This window comes from Emcibacter nanhaiensis (genome assembly GCF_006385175.1).
GTDB lineage: Bacteria > Pseudomonadota > Alphaproteobacteria > Sphingomonadales > Emcibacteraceae > Emcibacter > Emcibacter nanhaiensis.
This window is the reverse complement of record NZ_VFIY01000016.1, coordinates 46,307-66,500: the sequence shown is the minus strand read 5'-3', so window position 1 is coordinate 66,500 and position 20,194 is coordinate 46,307. Positions and strand designations below refer to the sequence as shown.

The following is a 20,194-nucleotide window of genomic DNA, read 5'->3' as shown; positions in this document are numbered from 1 at the left end:
TTGCCCATCCAAAGGAGGCCCTCACCGGCCTCCTTTTTTATGAGCTACTCTCTGCTTCACATTGACCGCTACAGGCTGTCCCGCTACAGTTTAGCTTCATCAAAATATAACAGAGGGATATGTCATGAACTCCACCCGGCTCAAGTGCCTGGTCCTGCTGCCTTTGGCTCTGGGCCTTATTTCCTGTAATTCAACTGACGAAACAATGAACGACCAAACCACCGAGACAGCCGTGGCCGGCCCCGAAGCCGCTGCGGTTACTGCCGAACATCCGCTGCTGGCCGAATGGACCGGCCCTTACCAGGGCGTGCCCGCCTTCGACAAGATGGACGAGATGCTGCCGCACCTGAAGGACGACCTGCGCCAGGGCATGGCCGACAATCTGGCGGAGATCGACGCCATCGCCAACAGCACCGAAGCCCCCACTTTCGAGAACACCATCGTCGCCCTGGAGCGCACCGGCAAGCCGCTGGACCGGCTGTTCAGCTACTGGGGGATCTGGTCAAGCAATATGTCCAGCCCCGAATTCCGCGACATCCAGAAGGAAATGGTGCCGGAACTGTCTGACTTCCAGTCCAAAATCAGGCAGAATGACAAGCTGTTCGCCCGGGTCCGGGCCGTCTATGAAGGGGAGGAAGTGAAAGGCCTGCGCCCCGACCAGAAGCGCCTGGTCAAACTGGTCTATGACGGCTTTGCCCACAATGGCGCTACGCTCGAAGGCGAAGCCAAGGAGCGTTACGCCGCCATCAACAAACGACTGGCCGAACTTTACACCAGCTTCTCCAATCACCTGCTGGCGGACGAGGAAAAATATGTCACCTACCTCACCAAGGACCAGCTGTCCGGCCTGCCGGAGTCGGTGATTGACGCCGCCGCCGCGGCTGCAAAAGCCAGTGGCCGGGACGGCGACTATGCCATCCTCAACACCCGTTCCTCCATGGATCCGTTCCTGACCTTTTCCGACGAACGGGACCTCAGGGAAAAAATCTGGCGCACCTATTACAACCGCGGCGACAACGGCGATGAAAATGACAATAACGCCATCATCGCCGAGATCCTGAACCTGCGGGACGAACGGGTCGGCCTGCTGGGCTATGACAATTACGCCCAGTGGCGGCTTGAGGACCGCATGGCCAAGACCCCCGAGCGCGCTATGGACCTGATGATGAAAGTCTGGCCCGCCGCCATCGCCCGGGTCCATGAGGAAGTGGCCGACATGCAGGATGTCGCCGACCAGGAAGGCGCCGGCATCACCATCGAACCCTGGGATTATCGCTATTACGCCGAAAAAGTCCGCAAGGCCAAATACGACCTGGACAGTGACGAGGTGAAGCAGTACCTGCAGCTCGACAAGCTGCGCGAAGCCATGTTCTATGTGGCCGGCCGCCTGTTTAAGTTCAAATTCACCCCCGTACCGGCAGGATCCGTGCCGGTGTTCCATCCCGATGTGAAAGTCTGGGAAGTCAGCAACCTGGAGACCGGCAAGCATATCGGGCTCTGGTATCTTGATCCCTTCGCCCGCAAGGGCAAGCGCTCCGGCGCCTGGGCCACCAGCTACCGCAGCCACTCCACCATCGACGGGGAGACCAATGTGCTGGGCTCCAACAACAGCAACTTCACCAAAGGTGCGCCTGGCGAACCGGTGCTGATTTCCTGGGATGATGCGGAAACCTATTTCCATGAGTTCGGCCACGCCCTGCATTACCTGTCTTCCAATGTGGACTATCCGACCCTGAACGGCGGGGTCCGGGACTATACCGAATTCCAGTCCCAGTTGCTGGAGAACTGGCTCAGCACCGATGAAGTGATCAATCACTATCTGGTCCATTATGAAACCGGCGAACCGATCCCGGCCGACCTGATCGCCAAGATCAAGAAGGCCGCTACCTTCAACGAGGGCTTCAAGACCACCGAATATCTGGCTTCCGCCATCATCGACATGAAGCTGCATACCATGGACCCGACCGGCATCGACATCGACAAGTTCGAGCGCGAGACGCTGGCTGCGATCCACATGCCCAAGGAACTGCCCATGCGCCACCGCACGCCCCAGTTCGGCCATGCCTTCGCGGGTGAGGGATATTCAGCAGGCTATTACGGTTATCTCTGGGCCGAGGTGCTGACCGCCGATGCGGCCGAAGCCTTCGAACAGGCCCCCGGCGGTTACTATGACGAGGAGCTGGCGGCCAAGCTGGTCAAACATCTGTTTGCCGTGCGTAACGCGGTCGATCCGGAAGAAGCCTACCGCGCCTTCCGCGGCCGCGATGCCGAGGTGGCGCCACTGATGCGCTCCCGCGGTTTTCCCGTGACGGAGTAACTGAAACATCCTCCCCCTGTTCCGACAGGGGGAGCCCCTTACGAAAGGAACCGGCCATGAAACCGAAAACACCGCAGCAAGTCTTCGACCTTTACGACGAATATTGCCACGGCTACATGGACAGGCGAAGTTTCATGAACAAGCTCACCACCTATGCGGTCGGCGGGGTGACCATGGCGGCGCTGCTGGAAAGCGTCATGCCGGACTATGCCAGCGCCCAGGAAGTGGCCGAGGATGATAACCGGATCGTCTCACAACGTATCACCTATCCTTCGCCCAAAGGGGCCGGCACCATGGGCGGGCTTTATGTGCGCCCGGCAACAGTTGCCGGCAAGCTTCCCGGCATTGTGGTGATCCATGAGAACCGGGGACTCAATCCCTATGTGGAGGATGTCGCCCGCCGGGCGGCGCTTGGCGGTTATCAGGTGCTGGCCCCCGATGCGCTCTATCCCCTCGGCGGCTATCCCGGCAACGATGACGACGGCCGGTCGATGCAGCGCAAACGGGATCCGAACAAGATGTTTGAAGATTTCGTCGCCGCCGTCCGCTACCTGCAAAGCCGCGAGGACAGTACCGGCAAGGTCGGCTGTGTCGGCTTCTGTTACGGCGGCGGGGTGTCGAACCTGCTGGCCGCCCGCCTCCCGGACCTGGCGGCCGCTGTCCCATTCTATGGCCGGGTGCCGCCGCTTGACGAAGTGGCCAATATCAGGGCCCCGCTGATGATCCACTATGCCGGGCTCGACAAGCGCATCAATGACGGCTGGCCCGGCTATGAGGAAGCGCTGAGACAACACGGCAAGAACTATGTCATGTATATGTATGACGGGGTCAATCACGGCTTCCACAATTATTCCACCGGCCGCTATGATGCCAAGGCCGCCGCCCTTGCCTGGGACCGAACTATGGGATTTTTCAAGGAACACCTGGGATAATATCGGGCGGAAATATTCCGGCTTAAAAGATTCCCATCGAAAAAAGCCTGCATGAATACTCTCATGCAGGCCGTCAAGTTGGGACTTTGGAAGCTTGTCAGAAGGCGTATTTGGTGGAGAGTTGAACGCGGCTCATATTCCCTGACAGGCCGTTCTCAAGCTCACGTTCCGCATACATATATTCGATGCCCACATCCAGCTTGGGTACCGGGGAGTAGATATAGTTGGCGTGAATGCTCATGGCATTGTCGGTCACGCCGGTGCCGGTATAGGCGGTCGGGTTATCGGCCTTGAAGTAACTGAAGGTGATGTTGGAGCGGGATTTTTCGCCCCAGAAGTGACGATAGGAGGCAAAGCCGCTGATGGTGCCGATGGTCTCCAGTTCACCCATGGCGTTGACCGCCGCGGCATTGACCGTATTCAGGGCCACATAGCGGCCAAGGCCTTCACCGGCAGTGATCATGAAGCGGAAGTCATCCTTCTGGGCCACCTTGATCTTGCCGGACAGGGAGACACCGTAGCCCACCGCACTGTCGTCGTCAGGAACATCCAGCGTGCCCTGGTCGATGGTCAGGCTGCGCAGGATACCGGCGATGGTTACCTGGCCCCAGTCTTCCTTCAGATTGTAACGGGCGACCAGATCGGGAACAGGATCGGTCCCCGGCAGGACGCGGGCGCCTGCGCCACTTGGAGTGCTGGGAGTACCTGTCACGGTGGTTTCCGGCTGCTCAAGGGCAATCTGGAACGGACCGTTGGTATAGCGCAGCATGGCCTGGCGGACGAAGACCGTGCCCTCCGCCGGACCGACGAAGTCGAGGTTTTCAGCCAGGGCCCCCACATCCTGGAAGGTGGACCAGGTCTGGCCGAAGGTCCAGTTGTCATAGCTGATAATGGCCTGGCGCAGGCGCGGTGAATAGCCGTTGGTGGTGCGCTCGTCACCGTCGTTGGTGGTCTGGAAGTCCATTTCCAGGAGTGTTTTCACAACACCGTCGCCAGCCGGCGTGCTGGTGGCGAAATTAATTCGAGTCTCGCGCGGGTTGAAGTCGGTTACGGTTTCACGGTCCCCGGCAGCATTCACTGTGGTCAGGCCCGGAATATAGAAGTCGCGGCCCAGGTTGTTACTGGCCGGCGCACCGTCCGAGTAGCTGCTGACCATGGCGTCAAGCTTCACATAGCCGCCGATCTTGATATTGGTGCTGCCGACCATAAAGCCGTCGGTTTTGGCCTTTTCCTTGTCCGGCAGGGACGGCGGCGGCGGGGCCTTGGCCATTTCCTCTGTTTTCGTCAGCCGCTCGGCCTGCTTGACGATCTCCTTGTCCTGCTCGCTGAGCTTGGAGTCCTGACTATCCAGTTTCTTGAGGATTTTATCCAGCGCCGCTTCCAGCTTGTCGAGGCGCTCCTCGACAGTCTGCGCATTGGCGGTAACGGCGGGTAGAGACACCAGCATGGTGCCGGACAATAACAATACTTTTGTGATTTTTGTTAAACCAGGCATTTGATCCTCCCAAATCAAGTCGAATTTCATTTACGTAAAACCATACTGGGGTGTTTTACTTAACAAAATCATAATCCCGACCTTTTCTTACTGTCTATGCGACCTCTGTCGTACGACCTATGTCTTATGGCGAAAAAACAGCCTCTGAAGGATATTTTAGCAAAGCCAAACATTAAGGAGTCGCACATGTCGTCACCTGCCCCCTCGACATTGAAAGAAATCTACCCCGTTCCCGCTGCAACCCGGGAAAACACACTGTGTACCGACAAGGATTATGAAACCCTTTACCAGTGGTCGGTGGAGGATCCGGAAGGCTTCTGGCGCAGGCAGAAAGACCGGATTTCCTGGTTCGAAGATCCCGGCCTCATCAAGAACACCTCCTTTGAGGGGGATGTGTCCATCAAATGGTTCGAGGACGGTACGCTCAATGCCAGCTACAACTGCATTGACCGCCACCTGGACAAGCACGGCGATGAGATCGCCCTGATCTTTGAAGGGGACGACCCGTCCGTGGACCAGAACGTCACCTACCGGGAACTGCACGGCCATGTCTGCCGCTTTGCCAACGTGCTGAAAGCCCAGGGTGTGAAAAAGGGCGACCGGGTCACCATCTACATGCCGATGATCCTGGACACGGTCTATGCCATGCTGGCCTGTGCCCGCATCGGCGCCGTGCATTCCGTCGTCTTCGGCGGCTTCTCTTCCGAAGCCATCGCCGGTCGCCTCGATGACTGCCAGTCCCGGTTTGTCATTACCACCGACGAAGGCCTGCGCGGCGGCCGTAAAATTCCCCTCAAGGCCAATGTGGATGACGCCATTGCCCGACTGGCGTCCGAGTTCGGCGGCAGCGTCGACAAGGTGCTGGTGGTCCGCCACACCGGCGGCGACGTGGCGTTCAATGCGGACCGGGATGTCTGGTACCATGAAGCCGCCGAAACCGTCGATGCCGATTGTCCGCCGGAACCGATGAATGCGGAAGACCCGCTGTTCATCCTCTATACCTCCGGCTCCACCGGCCAGCCGAAAGGGGTGCTGCATACCACCGGCGGCTACATGGTTTATACGTCCATGACCCACGAATATATCTTCGACTATAAGCCGGGGGAGGTTTACTGGTGCACCGCCGATGTGGGCTGGATCACCGGTCACAGCTACATCGTCTACGGCCCGCTGGCCAACCGGGCCACTTCCCTGGTGTTTGAAGGGGTGCCCAGCTATCCCGATGCCTCCCGCTTCTGGCAGATCGTGGACAAGCACCAGGTCAATATCTTTTATACCGCCCCCACTGCCATCCGCGCCCTGATGCGCGAAGGCGACGATCTGGTGAAAAAGTCCAGCCGCAGTTCCCTCCGCCTGCTGGGCTCGGTGGGCGAGCCGATCAATCCCGAAGCCTGGAACTGGTATCATAATGTGGTTGGCGACGCCCGCTGCCCGATTGTCGATACCTGGTGGCAGACGGAAACCGGCGGTGTGCTGATCACGCCGCTGCCGGGCGCGACCGACCTGAAACCCGGGTCCGCCACCCGCCCCTTCTTCGGGATCAGGCCGGCGCTGGTGGATACCGACGGCAATCTCCTCGACGGTGCCACCGAAGGCAACCTGGTGATGCTGGACAGCTGGCCCGGCCAGATGCGCACCGTCTACGGCGACCATGAGCGCTTTATCCAGACCTATTTCAGCACCTACAAAGGCATGTATTTCACCGGCGACGGCTGTCGCCGCGATGAAGACGACTACTACTGGATTACCGGTCGCGTCGACGACGTCATCAATGTGTCCGGCCACCGCATGGGCACGGCCGAGATCGAAAGCGCGCTGGTGGCTCATGACCTGGTGTCCGAAGCCGCTGTGGTCGGCTATCCCCACGACCTGAAGGGTCAGGGCATCTATGCCTATGTGACCTGCAATGCCGGCGTGGAACCGACCGACGAACTGAGGAAGGAACTGGTCAAATGGGTGCGCGCAGAGATCGGCCCCATTGCCTCGCCGGACATGATCCAGTTCGCCCCCGGACTGCCCAAGACCAGATCCGGCAAGATCATGCGCCGCATCCTGCGGAAGATCGCGGAAAACGAGTTCGGCAGCCTGGGCGATACGTCCACGCTTGCAGATCCGTCAATTGTTGATATCCTGATCGAGAACCGCCAGAATAAATAGGACGAAGGCGTTACGGCAATGTTACCAACAGTGCTTATCGCAGATGATCACCCTCTGTTCAGGGACGCCCTGAAACAGGCGATCAAACCCGTTCTGCAGGAACACAAGACTGTTGAAGCCAGTAATCTCGCTGAGGCGCGGGAATGGATGCAACAGGGCGATATCTCCCTGTTGCTGCTGGATCTGCACATGTCGGACAGCCACGGCTTTGTCGGCCTGATTGAATTCCGCCAGGAATTCCCCTCGGTGCCGATCATCGTTGTTTCCGCCAGCGAAGAGCCGGAGATTATCGCCCGGGCCATTGAGTTCGGCGCCTCCGGCTTTATTCCCAAATCCTCTTCCCTGGAGCAAATGTCCAGCGCCATCGACGCCATCATGCAGGGGGACATCTGGACCCCGGATCATATCGACCTGGACAATGTGAATTTCGACAAGGAACAGTCGGAAACCAACCAGAAGCTCAAGCAGCTGACCGGCGCCCAGCTCAAGGTCCTGCATGCCGTGGTCCGCGGCCTGCTCAATAAACAGATCGCCCATGAACTGGGCATCACCGAAGCCACCGTCAAGGCGCACCTCACCGCCATCTTCCGCAAACTGGATGTGATCAACCGCACCCAGGCCGTCATGGTCGCGCAGGGACTGGATATCGAGCGCGCCATGCTCGACGTGGACTGAAAATTATCCCTTCAGACTATTTTGCAGAAGCGCCCTCAAGGCCGCCGGCGCCACCGGTTTCGACAAGACCGGAAGATCGGTGGCCAGGCTTCTGAGCGCGCTTTCCTGCCGTTCCGCCGTCACCAGAATGGCCGGTGGCCGTTCCTCCCAGCGAACACAAAGCTGGTTGAACAGAGCCGGACCGGTATCCCCGTCATCCAGCTGCAGATCCAGCAGCACAATGTCGGGAACCGGACGGTCTTCCTGCCAGAAGCTCTCCGCTTCCGTACGGTCGGCCGCCAGCAATACTTCCGCCCCCCAGCGTTCCAGCAGAGTTTTCAGAGCGTCCAGAATGGCCTTGTCATTGTCCACGCAGAGGATCAACCGGTCCATCAGGAAACGCTGCTTGGGGCGCACCGGCCGAGTGACGGTTTTTATCTCCCCCTCCCCGACCAGGGGCAGGGTAACGGCAAAACAGCTTCCTCTGCCCAGCGTCGAGGAAACCTGGATGCGGTGGCCGAGAATGCGGACAATACGATCGCAGATGGCAAGGCCGAGGCCAAGACCGGCCTCCGTGCCCGGCACATCTTTCAGGCGTTCGAATTCATTGAAAACGCTGTCTATCTTGTCTTCGGGAATGCCGATACCGGTGTCATAGACATAGACGGTGATTTCCTCGCCCCGCTTCCGGCACCCCACGAGAATGCGCCCGCTGCCGGTATAGCGCACGGCATTGGAAATCAGGTTCTGCAGGACCGAAAACAGCAGGCCCTTGTCGCTTTGCACGAAGGCATTTGTCGGCACATAGCGGATATCGAGGTTTTTCTGGCCGGCAATAATGGAGAAGTCGCTGACCAGGTCGTCGAGGATATCATGCAGGGCAAAACGACTGATATTCGGCTTGATCCCGCCGGCGTCCAGCTTGGAAATATCCAGCAGAGCGCGGATCAACTGGTCGGCAGACTGGATGGAGCTGTCCAGCTTGCCGGCGATATCCAGGGCGTCCGGCATATGGTCCCGCACATCCTCGGTCAGGGCATGGGTGAACAGGCGCGCGGCATTCAGGGGCTGCAACAGGTCGTGACTGGCCGCCGCCAGGAATTTGGTTTTCGACTGGGTCGCCGCTTCGGCCAGTTGCTTGGCCTTGACCAGCTCCACATTCACCCGGCTCAGCTCGCTGGTCCGTTCGATCACCCGCTGTTCCAGGGTGATATTGGTTTTCTGCAAGGCCTGTTCAGCGTGAAAGCGGGCGGAAATATCCTGGTAGATGACAAAATAGCCGGTGACCTCACCCTCCTGGAACTGGGGCACATAGTTGACCTGGAACTGGACGGCTCTGCCCTCATGGTTCAGGAGTTCCAGGTCAAAGTTCACACTTTCCCCGGTCATGGCCTGCATGATATAGGGCAGCCGGAACTCAAAATCCTGTTGCGCCAGAAACTCGCTGATATGGTGACCGAGCAGGGTCTCCTGGTGCCCGTCGCCATACCATTCCAGATAGGCCTTGTTGGCAAATTTGAGGACAAGTTCCCGGTCGATGAAGGCGATCAACGCCGGGACGTTATCTGTGTAAAAGCGGATACTGCGTTCACTTTCCATCAGCGCCTGTTCGATGCGCTTGCTTTCGGTGACGTCGGTGAAGCTGGTGACATAGTTGCCGAACGGCATGGGCCGGCCTTCAATATTGATGACCCGGCCATCCTTGCGGATGCGCTGGTAATTGTGATGTTTGCGCATCTTCAGATGCTCGATGCGCTTGCGGATAAAAATTTCCACCTCTTCGCCGTGGGTTACCCCGTTTTCGGCATTGAACCGCAGCACTTCCTCGATGGGCATGCCCGGCCGGATGAAACCCTCCGGAAACTCAAACATTTCCAGATAGCGTTTATTCCAGGCCACCAGTTCCAGTTCCTTGTTTACCACCGAAACCCCCTGGATCAGGTTGTCCAGCGTCGATTGCAGCAGTTCCTGGGTGAACTGCAGCTTCTGGTGGGTTTCGTCCAGAACGGTGGCAATATCCTCAATCTCCAGGTTGCCCTTGGTCAGGGCCGACCCGACGATAATCCGGGCCGACGCCGCGCCCATCACACGGGCCACCTGCTTTTCGGCAAACCGCGCCAGGTCCGCATCCACCGGATTATTGTCATAAAGCAGTTGCCCGTTGATGGTTTCATAGGCGGCAAAGGCTTCTTCGGTTTTCTCCCGCCCCAGCGAGCGCTCGATCAAAACCCTGAGATCGGCAATGGTCGCCTGGCTCTTCATGGGGCCGGTCTGGCTGTAACCGCTACTGCCGCCGACGAAACTGCTCGACTGCACCCGGTCCACAATCCTCTGCTCGGCATTGAACGAACCCAGGATGTACAACACAATATTGCCGCTCAGGGTCCAGATCATGCCGTGGGTGAGATGGTCAAAACCGTCAAGCCCGAGAAAAGCCTGCGGATCCAGCAGGGGAACGGACTGACGAATAGCCTCGACCACGCTGTCACCGAAATAGGCGGGCAGGATCAGGGTGTAAAGCCACATCACCAGGCCGTAGGCCAAGCCGAGCATTACACCGTTGCGGTGCCCGCGCTGCCAATAGAGGCCGCCAATCAGGGCCGGGATAAACTGCATGGCGGCGGCAAAGGACAAGATCCCGAAACTCGCCAGCGTCTCCCCATCCCGGCCGCCGCTGGCATAGGCGCTGGCCAGCAGCATGAGCAACAGAATCACCAGCCGGCGCACCAGAAGATGCCGCCGCCCGATAATCTTGTTGGACAGGGGGCGCAGATATTTGTTGGTCAGCAACAGCGAGATGATCAGGTCATTGGTGATCATGGTGCTGAGCGCCACCGCCGAGACGATCACCATGCCCATGGCCGCGGAAAAGCCGCCGAGGAATACGATTAGCCCGAGCAGATTCTGGTCGTTGCCCAGCGGCAGGGTCAGGACGAACAGGTCCGGGTTGTCCCCGGCTGCCGGACTGTTGAGACCGGCCAGGGCAATGGGAATGGCCATCCCCGAAACTATGATCATCGTGGCAAACAGAACATAGCGACCGATCTGCAGATTCTGCTCCCGCTGGTGCTCGACGACCATGATATGGAACTGCCGCGGCAGACACAGGATGGCGCCCATGGAAATCAGGGTCAGGGTCAGAAACCTCTCCCAGTTAACCGGTTGCATAAAAGGGGAATTCTCAGCTTTAAAGGCAGCTACAAATTCGCCGCGTCCAAACAGGCTGTAAGCGAAAATCGCCACCAGAATCAGGGCCGAGATCTTAAAAGCGCTTTCAAAGGCGATGGCCAGCACCATGCCGCGGTTATGTTCGGTGACCGCCACATGCCGGGTCCCGAACAGAATGGCAAAAGCGCCAAGGATCATGGCAATGACCAGGGTAGTCTGGTTCTCCGACAGATTTTCAAGTCCTGCATTGCCGAGCACAATACTCATGGACATGGTCACCGATTTAAGCTGCAGGGCGATATAGGGCAGCGTCCCCAGCAGGGCAAAAAATGTGACCAGGGCGGCGAGGCTGGTGCTTTTGCCGTAACGGGCGGAAAGGAAATCGGCGATGGAAGTGGAATGATTGGCCTTGCCCCGGTCGATCATCTTGCGGATGATCTTGAAGCCGAACAGCAGCACAATGGCAGGCCCCAGATAAATGGGCAGATATTCCCAGCCGGAGCGGATGGTGTTCCCTACCGCCCCATAGTAGGACCAGCTTGTGAAATAAATACCGAGAGACAGGCCGTAAAGGATATGACGATTGTCATGGGTGAATTTGTCGGCCCGTTTCTGATCGCCGAACCAGGCAATCAGGAACAGGACAATTACATAAACCAGCGCACTAATAATCATGACAGATGCCGTCACACTGTCCCCCGCCGAATGCCATCCCTTTAAAGCTTATATTTCCATAATACGTTCATTTAATTCAATTCGCTAATAAAATGCTACCAGGCCCGCCGGGGCCTGGTAGCTGAAGACTGTGTCCACTTTGATCAGTGGGTGTGTGCTTCGCCGGCGCCGCCGGGCACCCGGATATGTTCCACCAGGTCCTGCACTTCCTGCGGCGGCGCGGAGGTCATCTTGGCCACGACGGTCGCAACCACAAAGTTGATCACCATGCCGATGGTGCCGATCCCTTCCGGGGACACGCCGAACAGCCAATTGTCTTTGTTGTTCAGCTCCGGAGAGACGAACTTGAAGTAGACAATATAGAGGAAGGTAAAGGCCAGGCCGGACAGCATGCCGGCGATGGCGCCTTCCTTGTTCATGCGCGTGGAGAAAATCCCCATCAGGATCGCCGGGAACAGGCTGGCTGCCGCCAGACCGAAGGCAAAGGCCACCACCTGGGCCACAAAGCCCGGCGGATTGATGCCAAGGTAGCCGGCCACACCGATGGCGCAGGCGGCGGCGATGCGGGCATACATCAATTCCTGCTTGTCGGTAATATCGGGCATGAAGGTATTCTTCATCAGGTCATGACTGACCGCCGAGGAAATCACCAGCAACAGACCGGCCGCCGTCGACAGCGCTGCCGCCAGACTACCGGCCGCCACCAGGGCGATCACCCAGTTGGGCAGCTTGGCAATCTCCGGGTTGGCCAGCACCATGATATCCCGGTCCACATAGACTTCGTTGCCGGAATCTGTGGCGGCATTGGTCAATACACGTTCGCCATGGGCGCCACGGGCCTCCCCTTCAAAGGACGGTTTGCCGGCAAATGGTGCCCCGGCGCGATACTGGATAGCGCCGTCGCCGTTTTTATCCATCCAGCCGATCAGGCCGATGTCTTCCCAGTTTTTGAACCAGGCCGGGGTTTCCGTATACTGGGTGTCATTGACTTCATTGATGAAGTTGATCCGGGCAAAAGCGCCGATCGCCGGAGCCGTGGTATAAAGGATCGCAATGAACACCAGCGCCCAGCCGGCCGACTTGCGGGCATCGGATACTTTCGGCACGGTGAAGAAGCGGACAATCACATGGGGAAGCCCGGCTGTACCCACCATCAGCGCCGCCGTGATGGCAAACACATCAATGGTCGATTTGGTGCCGCTGGTATAGGCGGTGAAGCCAAGGTCCGTCAGCACATGGTCCAGCTTGCCCAGTACCGACATTCCCGACCCGTCCATAAGCTGGGAGCCAAGACCGATCTGCGGGATCGGCGTACCGGTAATCAGCATGGAAATGAAGATCGCCGGGACGGTGTAGGCGAAAATCAGCACGCAATATTGCGCCACTTGGGTATAGGTGATGCCTTTCATGCCGCCAAGCACCGCATACATGAACACGATGGCCATACCGATGATCACGCCGAGGTTGATGTCCACTTCGAGGAAGCGGGAGAACACAATCCCCACACCGCGCATCTGGCCGGCCACATAGGTGAAGCTGATAAAAATCAGGCAGATCACCGCCACCAGGCGGGCCGCATCGGAATAATAACGGTCGCCGATAAAGTCCGGCACCGTGAATTTGCCGAATTTACGCAGATAGGGCGCCAGCAGCAGGGCCAGCAGCACGTAACCGCCGGTCCATCCCATCAGGTAAACCGAACCGTCATAGCCGAGGAAGGCGATCAGGCCGGCCATGGAAATAAACGACGCCGCGCTCATCCAGTCGGCCGCGGTTGCCATACCGTTCACCACCGGGTGTACGCCGCCGCCGGCCACATAGAATTCCTTGGTGGAGCCCACGCGGGACCAGATGGCGATACCGATATAGAGGGCAAACGAGAGCCCCACAAAAATATAGGTTAAAGTTTGCAAGTCCATTTTTCGTCTCCCCTACTTATCCACACCGTATTTGGCATCGAGATCTTTCATCAGTTTTGTGTAGACAAAGATCAGGATGACAAAGACGTAAATCGAACCCTGCTGGGCGAACCAGAATCCCAGCTTGAAGCCGAAGAATTCTATGCTGTTCAGTGCATCCACAAACAGGATGCCCGCTCCGAAGGAGACGATAAACCAGATTACAAGTAATTTAAGAAGCAGACTGATGTTGGCTTTCCAATAGCCTGCCGTATCGCGTTGTTTTTCTGCAGAACCTGAGCCTGCATTGTCAGGTGGGGTCATGCTATATCCTCCCTATTGTTAGATTTCAGGACAATAGGAGGATATCAAGGAAGGTCTGTGGCCTGATAGACGACTTTAGTCGTAGACGCCGGCGAGCGGGCCGCCACTAGTAGAGGGGGGCCAGGTCCCCGAGGGTAACGCCTTCTCCCATATGGGAAATCTGCGCCAGAAGAAGTTCGGCACAGGCCAGGGCATCAATCGCCGCATGATGGGCCTTGTAGGCCGGAAGGCCATAGTCTTCTCGGATTTTCCACAGGCGGAGGTCGCCGCTTTTGATGGGTTTGTCAGACCTTTTGCGTTTGCGATATTCAATTTGCAGAGTGTCGACGGACTGGCAGAAAAATTCAGCCGCAAAGATATCCCGGCAGGTTTCCGCCAGGAAGTGGCGTTCAATATCGCTTTTATGGGCCACCAGGACCCTTCCCTTCAGGGCCTTGACGATCTTGCGGAGCGCCTGTTCCCGGGACAATCCCGCCGCCATCACCTCATCATCGGTGATCTGGTGAATCACAGCGCTTTCGCCGGGCACGGCCATCTCCGGCCGGATCAGGAAATGTACCATGGTGGACAGGTCAGCCTGCAGGCCGCGGACAACCACATAACCAACGCTCAGCAACTGGTCGCGGCCTTTTTCCAGGCCGGTGGTCTCGAAATCAAGGGCCAGGAATTCCACGTCCTCTGCCGGTGTATTTTCCGGCATGACCGGCGCCTCCAGATAGTCTCGCAGGTCCGGATCCTGGACCTTTTTCAGGGCGCGGCCGCGCCGAAACCGGTAAATCCATTGCCGGATCATCAGTAGACACCGCCGCCATAATCCCGGGACAGCCGGTCCTGTGCCCGGCGTACGATCTCGAAAGCATCCCGCAAATGTTCCCGCTCCAGCGCCGACAGCTCCTCCGGATTGACGTAATTGTCGGCCTTGTCGCCCCGCTTGATCTGCCGCGCCTGGTGGCGGAAGCGCACCTCGGCGATAAATTCATAGGCGTCGCGCAGGTTGTCGGCATCCTCGGGCATCAGTACTTTTTTCTCCTTCAGCCGGGCCAGCCGTTCCAGGACATTCACCTCCTCGATACCGTGGGCCAGGGCATGGGTGCGGGTAACATCCTGGATCGGCACCACCCCCTGTTTCTTGATGTCAAACTGATCGGCATGTTCCTTGTTGCGCATCAGGGTGAAGCGCCGGAAAAAGCCCAGCGGCACATGGGACTGGCGGGCGTTCTCGGTCAGATGGGCGAGGAAAATCCGGCTTTTCGGCGCCTGCTCGGTGATATGGGCGCGGAGCTGTTCCACCAGCGACATGTCGCCGTAAATACCGCGCAGGTCGAAAAAAATAGTGGCATGCATCACCGCCTTGGGCTCCGGTTCGCTGAACCATCTGTCGAAAGTTTTTTTCCAGTCCGACAGGGGAATCCGCAAGTCGTCATTGCTGGCCATAATATTGCCGCCGCAAAAGACATAACCGGCCGCGTCAAGGTCGGCGCACATTCTCTCGGCCAGTTTTTTGAAATAGTCGCCATGCTCCTCTTCCACATAGTCGTCGGACAACACGAAACCGTTGTCCTGATCCGACAGGGCGGTCTGGTCGCAGCGGGCCAGCGACCCGAACGCCAGCAGGGCATAGGGCACCGGCGGCGGGCCAAGTTCTTTTTCCGCCAGTTCCAGCAGTTTCCGGTGCGCGGCCTCGCCGATGGAGGAAACCACATGGCCGGTCATATCGGCGCTGACCCCGGTCTTCATCAGGCTCAGCACGATGTCCGGCACCGACTTGACCGTCTCGATCACCGCTGCCACGTCTTCCGCTTTCTCGATCCGGGCCGCGTTATAGACCGCGTTGGACGACAGTCGGTTGAGGATGTCGCTGGCACTGACCAGGCCACGCACTTTGCCGCTTTCCTCGACCACCGGCACATGATGAAAATGATGCTGCATCATCGCCAGCAGGGCCTGGATGGCCGGGGTATCAGGCGACAGGGTTTGCGGCGCCGACGTCATGACATTCTGCACCCGGTCCGAAATATCGTGGCCTGTGGCCACGACCCGGCGGCGCAAATCCTTGTCGGTGAAAATTCCTGACAATTTACCCTCTTCAATCACCAGAACGGTGGAGACCTTGCGAGCGGTCATCACCTGGGTCGCCTGCTGGATTGATGTGTCGGGCGACACGGTGACGGGTTCCTTCCGGATCAGGTCCTTCAGCTTGAGACCGAGGAACTGGATTTCCCCGTCGGTCAACTGGCCCTGCAGCCCCCGGCGTTTGGCATCCTCCAGGGCGTGACGCAGCCGGTCCGTTTCGTTGGTGGCGAAAAATGTCATGAAAGCCTTGTACTTCGCCAGCAGGCTCTTGAATTCCTCTTCAGGCAGAGCATAGATCAGGCTGTCTTCAATGGCGGTCACGCCGTTGCGGATGATGCCGTCGCGAAACAGGGAGGGATAGCCGAAGAAACTGCCCTCCCCCAGCCGGGCGGTGAAATTGATTCCCCCTTCATGAAGCTCCACCGCCCCCTTGCGAATCATATAGAGGCTGGTGTTTTTCTGGCCGGGCGTGAGAATGGTGCTGCCCCGGCGGGCATAAGAAATGCTGATTTTGCGGGCAACGGCCGGCAGCAGGTCCTCGGGCATTTCCCGAAAGGGATGATGCTCCGCCAGGAAATTGATGATATCCGCCAGCTCCGCCGTCATGAAAGGCTCCCCGTTATCCTCTGGTTCCAAGTCTATCCCGGGACAATCACGGGACAATTAGACTTTCGCCGTAGGAGTATACATCATTCCGTGCACAGGGGAATTTCGTAAATCAAGTCAAGAAGCTGGCAAGGCACCGCGTAGCAGGGGAGATTCATTGCGCAGCTCAAAAAGCAGGGAAATTCCGGGAACCGAAACGACCCGGGGCTCCCCTTGCCCTCTGCAAATCCGTTTTTTCCAGTCGCTTGTTTATACTTTTTTAGTAATTCCAGACTTTATTCTACATATATAAATTGGAAAATAGGACTGCGGGCTGGCTTCCTGTTTTCCCGTATCTGAACAGAGACCACAGAAGACCGAGAGAATTTTTACCTATGTCAATGCCGACTTTATCTGACCCTTACCTTCCCTCCTCCGCGAATGATGACTATGATGAAATGGCCGCAAAACTGGCCGCGCTCGACCGTTCACAGTCGATCATCGAATTCGATCTCGACGGCACAATTATCACAGCAAACGATAACTTCCTGAAAACAATGGGTTATCGGCTGGAGGAAATAAAGGGCCGGCAACATAGCCTGTTCGTACCTCCGGCAATCAGGGACAGCGCCGAGTACAAGGAACTTTGGAACCGGCTGAGACGGGGCGAAAGCCATTCTGCCGAAGTCATGAGAATTGGCAACAACAAGGAAGTCTGGATTCAGGCCTGCTACAATCCGATTCTGGACCAGAACGGCTCTCCTTACAAGGTCGTCAAATTTGCTACCAACAGAACAGAGGAAGTCCTGATGCACAAGGAAAGTGAGCGCATCAGGCGAATGGCCGACTTTATGCCGGTCAATGTCATGATGTGCGACCCCGAGACCCTGGTCCTGACCTACCTGAATGAAACCAGCATCAAGACCCTTCGCTCCCTGGAACATCTGCTGCCGGTCAAGGCAGATGATATGCTTGGCACCTGTATTGACATATTCCATAAAAACCCCGGGCATCAGCGCAAGTTGCTGGCCGATCCGAACAATCTCCCCTATCGGACAAAAATCAGACTGGGTGATGAAACCCTCGACCTCAACGCCTCGGCAATCATCGATGGCGAAGGCAACTATGTGGCAGCCATGGTGGCCTGGAGTGTTGTAACCAAAAACGTAAAGCTGGCGGATGATTTCGAGACCAATGTCCAGTCCCTGGTGCAGACTGTGGCCTCTTCGGCATCAGAAATGGAAACAACGGCGCAAAATCTTGCCGCCGCGGCAAAACAAACCGATACCCAGTCCACGTCAGTCGCGACAACGACAGAGGAACTGTCAGCTTCGGTCAACGAGATTTCCGGCCAGGTCGCCCATTCCACCAGGATTGTCGATGACGCCGTGCAGGAAGCCCAGAAGTCGGAACAGCTTGTCAACAGCCTGGTTGATGCGGCCTCGAAAATCGGACAGGTAACCTCCCTGATTTCCAGCATTGCCGATCAGACCAAACTGCTCTCCCTCAATGCGACCATCGAAGCGGCCCGCGCCGGGGAAGCCGGCAAGGGATTTGCCGTGGTTGCAGCGGAAGTGAAAACCCTGGCGACCGAGACGGCAAAAGCAACCAGCGAGATCGAGCAGCAGATCAGCGGCATTCAGGACATCAGCCAGACAACGGCGGAAGCCATCAAGCAGATTGCAGGCACGATCGCCACCATCAGCGAAATCAGTACCGCGATTTCCGGCGCGGTTGAAGAACAAACTGCGGCAACAAGTGGAGTCGCCCGGAATATTGCCGATGTCCAAAAAGCCGCGAATGAAACGGGCCAGTCCTCCAGCCGGATGCTGGAAGTCGCACAGGACCTGTCACATAATTCCGATGATCTGCAGAAGAGAGTGACAGAATTTCTGGAAAGCGTGCGGGCGATGTGACCACGCCTTAGCCTATCAGGATCAGATCCCGCACCTGGTCGCTACAGGAACTGCCCGCCGGAAAATTCAATCCGCTGGCCGGTGATCCAGCCCGCTTCCGGCGACAGCAGAAGCGCCACCGCCCCGCCGATATCGTCCGGCAGCCCCGCCCGTCCCAGGGCGGTGTTGTCGGCGACAAACTGGTTGATCTCCGGATTATCGCGTACCACCCCGCCGCCGAAGTCGGTCTCGATGGCGCCGGGCGCCAGCGCATTAACGGTGATTCCACGCGGCCCCAGTTCCTTGGCCATATAGCGGCTGAGCACGTCGATAGCTCCCTTCAATGCCCCGTAGGCGGCATAGCCCGGCAGCGAGAAACGAACCAGTCCGGACGAGATATTGATGATCCGGCCCCCGTCTATCATCAGGGGAAGCAGCTTCTGGGACAGGAAAAACGCCGCCTTGAGATGGATGTTCGTCAGCTGGTCGAACTGTTCTTCGGTCATCTCCATAATCGGGGCGTTGATGCCGATGCCGGCATTATTGACCAGAAAATCAAAATCAGATCGGTTCCAGTTTTCCTGGAGCAGAGTGCTCACGGTTTCTGCAAAAGCAGGAAATGTTCCGCTGTCGGCAACATCCAGCTGCAGAGCCGCAGCCTTGCGGCCTTTGCCTTCAATCTCCGTGGCAACAGCTTCCGCCTCGTCCTTTTTGCTGTAATAGGTCAGAATAATGTCATGGCCCTTGTCCGCCAGGTGCAGGGCCATGCTTTTCCCAAGTCCGCGGCTGCCGCCGGTAATCAAAGCTATGGTCATGTATAATTCCTTTCTGTGTGGATCATACAGAAACAGCCACAAAAGAAACAGTACACATATTCAGCCTGAGTTTTGATTGGAAGTTTTGGATATTGTATGCTGTGATTGGGAACATTTTTATACAGAAAGCGGCATAGTGTTGCAGTCCGGGCCAAGCCTTTCAGGAGCGAGGGGTGAAAAATCATGACGGCTTCCAATATCTACCTGAGCGAGTTCTATCACCTGGCAGAAGACAAGGGTCTCGATGCCCTGGACATGCTGAGGAAAGCCGGCATTGACCGCCATATGGTTGATACGCCGGGAAAGCGTGTCGAGACGGATAAACTGGCTTTTTTTGTGCAGAACCTCATGCATTGCCTCGAGGACGAAGCCATGGGGCTGGCCGAGCACCGGATCCCCATAGGGGCTTTTTTCATGATGGGAAAAATGGCTATCAGCGAACCAACCCTGGGCAAGGCGCTTCTGACGGGAATTCGTTTGTATTCGATGATGACAAACGCATTCCGCATGGAATTGCAGGAACAGGGAAATTATGCCCGGCTAATCTTCCGTTTGAACACTCCCGATCTGGACAAAAATCATCTCCTGGCCGAAATCAACCTGATGGCCTGGCACCGGCTCTCCGCATGGCTGATATCAGAAAACCTGCAGCTCCATGAGATATATTTCGACTATCCCTCCCCAAGGCATGTCGGTGAATATGCCTATCTATTTCCCGGCCAGCACAAATTCTGTGCGGACTATCATGGGTTTTGCTTCCACCGCAACTTCCTGGACCGTGAAATTTCCCAAACTTCCGGCTCGCTGAAGCGATTCATCAAGCGTTGCCCGGAAGTTTTGTTCATCCAGCCCCAGACCGACTTCAGCATCTCCTATGAACTGAAAAAACTCCTCAAGAAAAAGCTGCCTGACGGTATTCCTGTTATCGAAGAAGCTGCCGATACCCTGCATATGACAAAACGGACCTTGATCAGAAAGCTCCGGGATGAGGGAACATCCTATCAGCAGCTCAAAGACCTGGTTCGCAGAGACAAGGCCGTCAAAATGATGACCAGCCGGGCAACCTCCCTCAGCTCGGTTGCCGAGGCCGTGGGCTTTTCAGATCCAGCGGTTTTTTCACGCGCCTTCAAGGGATGGACAGGGGTTTGCCCGCGGGAATACAGGCAAAACCTGGAAGATGTCCCAGCTGTGAATCATGGCTGAGCG

Annotated in this window: 13 protein-coding genes; 6 read left to right on the top strand and 7 right to left on the bottom strand. The window is 57.3% G+C overall.

Annotated features, from left to right (window positions below; translation table 11 throughout):
* Positions 1–124: 124 nt before the first annotated feature.
* A complete protein-coding gene (locus FIV46_RS13765) occupies positions 125–2,317 on the top strand; it encodes a M3 family metallopeptidase (protein ID WP_219846130.1) in 2,193 nt (730 codons plus the stop codon).
* A 56-nt stretch (positions 2,318–2,373) separates the two neighbouring features.
* Positions 2,374–3,249, top strand: coding sequence for a dienelactone hydrolase family protein (locus tag FIV46_RS13760; protein WP_139941520.1), 876 nt, complete (start codon positions 2,374–2,376; stop codon positions 3,247–3,249).
* Between the two features lie 97 nt (positions 3,250–3,346).
* On the opposite strand, the gene FIV46_RS13755 is transcribed toward FIV46_RS13760, so the two are convergent.
* Positions 3,347–4,744, bottom strand: coding sequence for a DcaP family trimeric outer membrane transporter (locus FIV46_RS13755; RefSeq protein ID WP_139941519.1), 1,398 nt, complete (start codon positions 4,742–4,744; stop codon positions 3,347–3,349).
* A 186-nt stretch (positions 4,745–4,930) separates the two neighbouring features.
* Between FIV46_RS13755 and acs the strand changes: the two genes are divergently transcribed.
* Both acs and FIV46_RS13745 read left to right on the top strand, forming a co-directional pair.
* Entirely contained in the window at positions 4,931–6,901 is a 1,971-nt protein-coding gene (gene acs, locus FIV46_RS13750) for an acetate--CoA ligase (protein ID WP_139941518.1), read from the top strand.
* Positions 6,902–6,919: 18 nt separating this feature from the next.
* Complete coding sequence (locus FIV46_RS13745) at positions 6,920–7,576, top strand: response regulator transcription factor (protein WP_139941517.1); 657 nt, start codon at positions 6,920–6,922, stop codon at positions 7,574–7,576.
* A 3-nt stretch (positions 7,577–7,579) separates the two neighbouring features.
* On the opposite strand, the gene FIV46_RS13740 is transcribed toward FIV46_RS13745, so the two are convergent.
* The 5 genes from FIV46_RS13740 to FIV46_RS13720 all read right to left on the bottom strand — a co-directional run bounded on the left by FIV46_RS13740 (position 7,580) and on the right by FIV46_RS13720 (position 16,299).
* Positions 7,580–11,398 (bottom strand): hybrid sensor histidine kinase/response regulator, encoded by a 3,819-nt coding sequence (locus FIV46_RS13740; RefSeq protein WP_139941516.1) that lies wholly within the window; start codon positions 11,396–11,398, stop codon positions 7,580–7,582.
* A 143-nt stretch (positions 11,399–11,541) separates the two neighbouring features.
* On the bottom strand, positions 11,542–13,317 hold the full coding sequence (locus FIV46_RS13735; protein WP_139941515.1) for a sodium:solute symporter family protein: 1,776 nt from the start codon (positions 13,315–13,317) through the stop codon (positions 11,542–11,544).
* Positions 13,318–13,329: 12 nt separating this feature from the next.
* Positions 13,330–13,620 (bottom strand): DUF4212 domain-containing protein, encoded by a 291-nt coding sequence (locus FIV46_RS13730; protein ID WP_139941514.1) that lies wholly within the window; start codon positions 13,618–13,620, stop codon positions 13,330–13,332.
* Positions 13,621–13,726: 106 nt separating this feature from the next.
* Positions 13,727–14,413 (bottom strand): exonuclease domain-containing protein, encoded by a 687-nt coding sequence (locus FIV46_RS13725; RefSeq protein ID WP_139941513.1) that lies wholly within the window; start codon positions 14,411–14,413, stop codon positions 13,727–13,729.
* A complete protein-coding gene (locus tag FIV46_RS13720) occupies positions 14,413–16,299 on the bottom strand; it encodes a putative nucleotidyltransferase substrate binding domain-containing protein (RefSeq protein ID WP_139941512.1) in 1,887 nt (628 codons plus the stop codon). Before FIV46_RS13720 ends, FIV46_RS13725 begins: the two co-directional genes overlap by 1 nt.
* Positions 16,300–16,679: 380 nt before the next feature.
* Between FIV46_RS13720 and FIV46_RS13715 the strand changes: the two genes are divergently transcribed.
* The gene (locus tag FIV46_RS13715) at positions 16,680–18,194 is read left to right on the top strand and encodes a methyl-accepting chemotaxis protein (RefSeq protein ID WP_219846129.1); all 1,515 of its coding nucleotides are present in this window, start codon (positions 16,680–16,682) and stop codon (positions 18,192–18,194) included.
* Positions 18,195–18,235: 41 nt separating this feature from the next.
* Here FIV46_RS13715 and FIV46_RS13710 read toward each other — a convergent pair whose 3' ends face one another.
* Complete coding sequence (locus FIV46_RS13710) at positions 18,236–18,988, bottom strand: SDR family NAD(P)-dependent oxidoreductase (RefSeq protein WP_139941510.1); 753 nt, start codon at positions 18,986–18,988, stop codon at positions 18,236–18,238.
* Between the two features lie 183 nt (positions 18,989–19,171).
* Between FIV46_RS13710 and FIV46_RS13705 the strand changes: the two genes are divergently transcribed.
* Complete coding sequence (locus tag FIV46_RS13705) at positions 19,172–20,191, top strand: AraC family transcriptional regulator (protein ID WP_139941509.1); 1,020 nt, start codon at positions 19,172–19,174, stop codon at positions 20,189–20,191.
* Positions 20,192–20,194: the final 3 nt, after the last annotated feature.